We start from the raw sequence: 4778 nt of genomic DNA, 5'->3' as shown, positions 1-4778 counted from the left end.
GTCGATGCCGCCATGGCGGTGATTGCCACGCTGCGCCAGCAACAGGGGGCGCAATGAAGCCGGCGCCCTTCGCGCTGCACCGGCCGCGCGACATGCAGTCCGTGCTGGCGCTGCTGGATGCACATGGCATGGATGCGCGCCTGCTGGCCGGCGGCCAGAGCCTGGTGCCGATGATGAATTTGAGGCTGGTCGGATTCGAACACCTGATCGACCTCAATCGCGTGGCCGGACTGGATGGCGTTCGGCTCGATGGCGACTGGCTGCACATCGGCGCCATGACGCGTCAGCAATCCCTGTTCGACCAGCCGCTGATTGGCCGGCATGCCCCCTTGCTGGCGGCGGCGCTGCCGCATATCGGTCATATACAGACGCGCAGCCGCGGCACGGTCGGCGGCAGCCTGGCGCATGCCGATCCCTCGGCCGAACTGCCGCTGGTGATGCTGGCCTTGCAGGCGCGCATGTCGGTGGTGAGCAGCCGCGGCCAGCGCGAGATTGCAGCAAGCGATTTTTTCGAGGGCATGATGACCACTGGCCTGACGCATGACGAGGTGCTGACCGCCGTGGCGATTCCGGTCGCAGCGCCTGGCACGCGGGTCGCTTTTCGCGAATATGCGCGGCGGCATGGCGACTTTGCGATCGCCGCGGCGGCAGCGCAGTTTGTGCCCACCGATGGCGGCCAATTGCGGGTGGCGCTGGGCGGCGTCAATCCGACGCCCTATTTTTGCGCGACGCTGTCCCAGGCCATGCGCGCCGGCCGCAGCGCGCTGCCTGCGCTCGACACCCTGATCCAGCAGGAACTGCTGCGACTGGAACCGATGACCGACAACCAGGCCGATGCAGACTATCGGCGGGTGCTGGCGGCGGTGCTGCTCAATGATTGCGTGCGCGAGGTGCTGCCATGAGCGAGGCGCACGCCATGCCGATGGACCTGCGCAAGGAAGATGCGCGCCTGATGCAGGGGCGCACGCGCTTTACCGACGACGTGCACCTGGACGGCATGCTGCATGGCGTGTTCATCCGCAGCACGCAGGCGCATGCCCGCATCCGCAGTATCGATAGCAGCGCAGCGCTGGCTGCCGGTGCGCTGCTGGTGCTGACTGGCGCGGACCTGCCATTCACCGGCCGCAACTTCATCTTGCGCTATGCCAATCCCAACATCCGCGGCGGCTTGCCGGCGTTCCTGGCCGGCGACACGGTGCGTTTCGTTGGCGAGCCGATTGCCTTCCTGGTGGCGCGCGACCGCTATGTGGCAGAAGACCTGGCGGCGCTGGTCGACGTGCGCTTCGAGTCCCTGCCGGCGCTGGCGACCACCGGCGTGGCGATGGCCGATGGCGCGCCGCGCCTGCACCCGGATTGGGAAAACAACGTCGCCGCCCGTTTCGACCGCCGCCGTGGCGACCCGGACCGCCAGCTCGCCGGCTGCGAGCGCAGCATCACGCGGCGCTTTCGCTTCGGCCGGCAAGTACCCTTGCCGCTGGAGACGCGCGGCTGCGTGGCGCAATTCGATGCGCTGCAAAACACCTTGTGCGTGTGGACCTCGATCCAGACCCACTACAGCCTGCGCCAGAACCTGGGGGCCATGCTCGACCTGCCGGAGTCGGCCGTGCGGGTGATTGCCGAGCACGTCGGCGGCGGCTTTGGTTCCAAGTCGCGCCCGTATCCGGAAGACATCGTGGTCAGCCATGCCAGTCGCTTGCTGGGCCGTCCGGTGAAGTGGATAGAAGATCGCTTCGAACACATGCAGGCCACCACGCATTCGCGCGACATCGAAACCGAACTGACGCTCGGCTACGACAGCGCCGGCCGCTTGCTGGCCTTGAAGGCGCAGATGCTGGTCGATGTCGGTGCGTATGTCTTCACCAGCGGCATCATCACCGCTGAAGTGGCGGCCGCAATGATCGTCGGGCCGTACCGCATTGAACACGCCAGCGTCGATGTGGTGTGCGTGGGCACCAACAAGACACCGCTGGCAACCTATCGCGGTGCGGGGCAGCCCGAGGCCAGTTTCGCGATGGAGAGCCTGCTCGACCTGGTGGCCAAGGATCTGGAAATGAGCCCGGGCGCACTGCGCGCAGCCAATATCGTGCGGCCGCAGGACTTCCCGTATCCGAACTGGGTGCCGGGCGGTGCGACCGACGGCGAACTGGAAAGCGGCGACTATCCGCAGATGCTGGCGCGTACGGTGGAAGAAAGTGGCTACAGCCGCGAGGTCGAACAATTGCCAGGCGGCGAGCGTGCGGCCTGGGGACTGGCCTGCGGACTGGAGCTGACCGGTTTCATCAATTTCGAATCGGCCCGCATCAGGATCGAGCCCACCGGTGCGGTGCGGGTCTGGTCGGGCATGAGTTCACAGGGGCAGGGGCAGTTCACCACCTATGCCCGCGTCTGCGCCGACATACTGGGCGTATCGATCGACGATGTGACGGTCGACCTGGGTGACACCGACATGCTGGCCTTCGGACGCGGCGCGTTCGGCAGCCGCGGCGCCGTGATGGGCGCCAATGCCGTGGCCGGCGCTGCCGCCCGCATGCGCGCCAGAGTCTTGCAGCATGCCGCCGCCTTGCTCGATTGCGAGCCGGCGCTGCTGACGATTGCCGGCGGCGTCGTCGCCCGCAGCGACGGCCAGCCAGGCAGCGTGCCGCTGGCCGAGGTGGCGCAGGCGGTCGGGCCCGCGGGCCGGCTGTTTGCCGGCGAGCCGGCGCTGGAAGAACAATATGTGTACGACAGCAAGAACAAGCTGACGTTTGCCTTGTCGATCCACGCCGCCCGCGTTGCGCTCGATCCGCGCACCGGCTTTGCCCGCGTGCTGGATTACTACGTGATGCATGACGCCGGACGGGTGCTCAATGGGCGCGTGGTGGAAGGCCAGGTGGTCGGCGCCGTGGCCGAAGGCATCGGCTGCACGCTGCTGGCCGAGGTGCTGTACGACAGCGACGGCCAGCTCCAGACCGGCACGCTGGCCGATTACCTGGTGGCGACTGCGCCGGAAATTCCGCGCATCCGGCTCGGCCACATGAGCTCGATTCCCACTACCAATCCGCTGGGCGTGCGCGGCATCGGCGAAGGTGGCGTGATCGCCGTTGCGCCGGCCATCGTCAATGCCCTGGCACACGCCATCGCGCCTGGGCGCAGCGGCCATGAACAGCCGCTGTTTTCCCTGCCGGTGCGCCCGCCGATGATCCTGGACGCGGTGCGCCGCGCCGCCGACCTGCAAGGTCAAACCAATCAAACAAAGGAAAAAACCTGATGCGCCCGAGCAATCCGTTGTCGCTGCTGTTTCCGTCCTGCGCCAGTTCACGGGTGACGCCATGAGCTGGCACAAGGTGGCCGAACTGAGCGAGCTGGCCGACGGCGTGCCGTTCGCGGTCGGCGTCAACGACGAGGAGATCGCCTTGTTCCTGTTGGGCGAAAAGCTGTTCGCCACCGGCAACGTCTGCACTCACCAGCATGCCTACCTGACCGACGGTTATGTCGATGGCGATTGCATTGAATGTCCGCTGCACGGCGGGCGCTTCAGCATCGAGACCGGCGAGGCCTGCGGCGGCCCGGTCAAGGAGCCCTTGAAGGTGTACCCGATCAAGATCGACGGCGGCAGTGTCTTCGTCGCAGTGGATTGAATGCCGGCGGGCAGGATGCCGGCAAAGCCTAACCAGCAAGCGTAACCAGCAAGCGCAGCAAGCAGCACCAGCAAAGCCAACAGCGACAAGCAGAAAAGCCGTACCGGAACGATCGCTGATTCAATTCGTGATTCAACTTCCCGCGAGGGAAGATCCAACAGGAGCTTGAAATGAGACTTCGTCTATCGTTATTGCAGGGAAGCGTTGCACTGGCGGCCGCAGGATTTTCGTGGGCCGCACAAGCGCAGCAGGTGCTGAAGATCGGCGAGATCAACAGCTACAAGGCGCAGGCTGCATTCCTCGAGCCGTACAAGAAGGGCATGGAGCTGGCCGTCGAGCAGATCAATGCGTCGGGCGGCCTGCTGGGCAAGAAAGTGGTGCTCGTCACGCGCGACGACAACGCCAATCCGGGCGACGCGGTGCGCATGGCCGAAGAGCTGGTCACGCGCGAGAAGGTGGATGTGCTGACCGGCAGCTTCCTGTCGCATATCGGCCTGGCGCTGACGGATTACTCGCGCCAGAAAAAAGTATTCTTCCTGGCTTCCGAGCCGCTGACGGACAAGATCGTCTGGGACAACGGCCACAAGTACACCTTCCGCCTGCGGCCATCGACCTACATGCATGCTGCCATGCTGGTGCCGGAAGCCGCAGCGCTGAAGAAGAAGCGCTGGGCCGTCATTTATCCGAACTACGAGTTCGGCCAGTCCGCCGTCGCCAGCTTCAAGAAATTGCTCAAGGCGGCACAGCCGGATGTGGAATTCGTCGGCGAGCAGGCAACCCCGCTGGGCAAGATCGATGCAGCAGCCGCCACCCAGGCACTGATGGACATGAAGCCGGACGCCATCTTCAGCGCGCTGTTCGGGGCTGACGTGGCGAAGTTCGTGCGCGAAGGCAATACGCGTGGACTGTTCAAGGACAAGGCCGTGTTCAACCTGTTCCTGGGCGAGCCTGAATTCCTCGACCCGCTGAAGGATGAAACACCGGCCGGCTGGTATGTGACCGGTTATCCGTATTACGGCATCAATACGCCGGCGCACAATACCTTCCTGGCCGATTACCAGAAGCGCTTCAATGATTACCCAAGGGCTGGCACGATCATCGGCTATGGCGCAATCGTTTCGCTGGCGGCCGGTATCAAGAAGGCAGGCTCCACCGACAGCG

Annotated in this window: 4 protein-coding genes; all 4 read left to right on the top strand. The window is 65.1% G+C overall.

What is annotated here, in order from left to right; all coding sequences use genetic code 11:
• The coding region (locus Q7T64_RS11845) for a xanthine dehydrogenase family protein subunit M (RefSeq protein ID WP_304795804.1) at positions 1-902 on the top strand (902 nt) is incomplete at its 5' end.
• Positions 899-3247: a xanthine dehydrogenase family protein molybdopterin-binding subunit gene (locus Q7T64_RS11840; RefSeq protein WP_304795802.1), complete on the top strand. Its 2349-nt coding sequence runs from the start codon at positions 899-901 to the stop codon at positions 3245-3247. The genes Q7T64_RS11845 and Q7T64_RS11840, both read left to right, overlap by 4 nt.
• 61 nt (positions 3248-3308) lie before the next feature.
• Positions 3309-3617 carry a non-heme iron oxygenase ferredoxin subunit gene (locus tag Q7T64_RS11835; protein ID WP_304795800.1) on the top strand — a complete coding sequence of 103 codons (309 nt, stop codon included), beginning with the start codon at positions 3309-3311 and terminating at the stop codon, positions 3615-3617.
• A 170-nt stretch (positions 3618-3787) separates the two neighbouring features.
• Positions 3788-4778, top strand: a 991-nt coding sequence (locus tag Q7T64_RS11830) for an ABC transporter substrate-binding protein (RefSeq protein ID WP_304795798.1), incomplete at its 3' end; no start/stop codon positions are given.

The sequence above is a fragment of the Lacisediminimonas sp. genome, from assembly GCF_030645335.1.
Lineage (GTDB): Bacteria > Pseudomonadota > Gammaproteobacteria > Burkholderiales > Burkholderiaceae_D > Lacisediminimonas.
The sequence above is the reverse complement of the archived record's forward strand: the minus strand, read 5'-3'. Positions and strand labels throughout refer to the sequence as shown.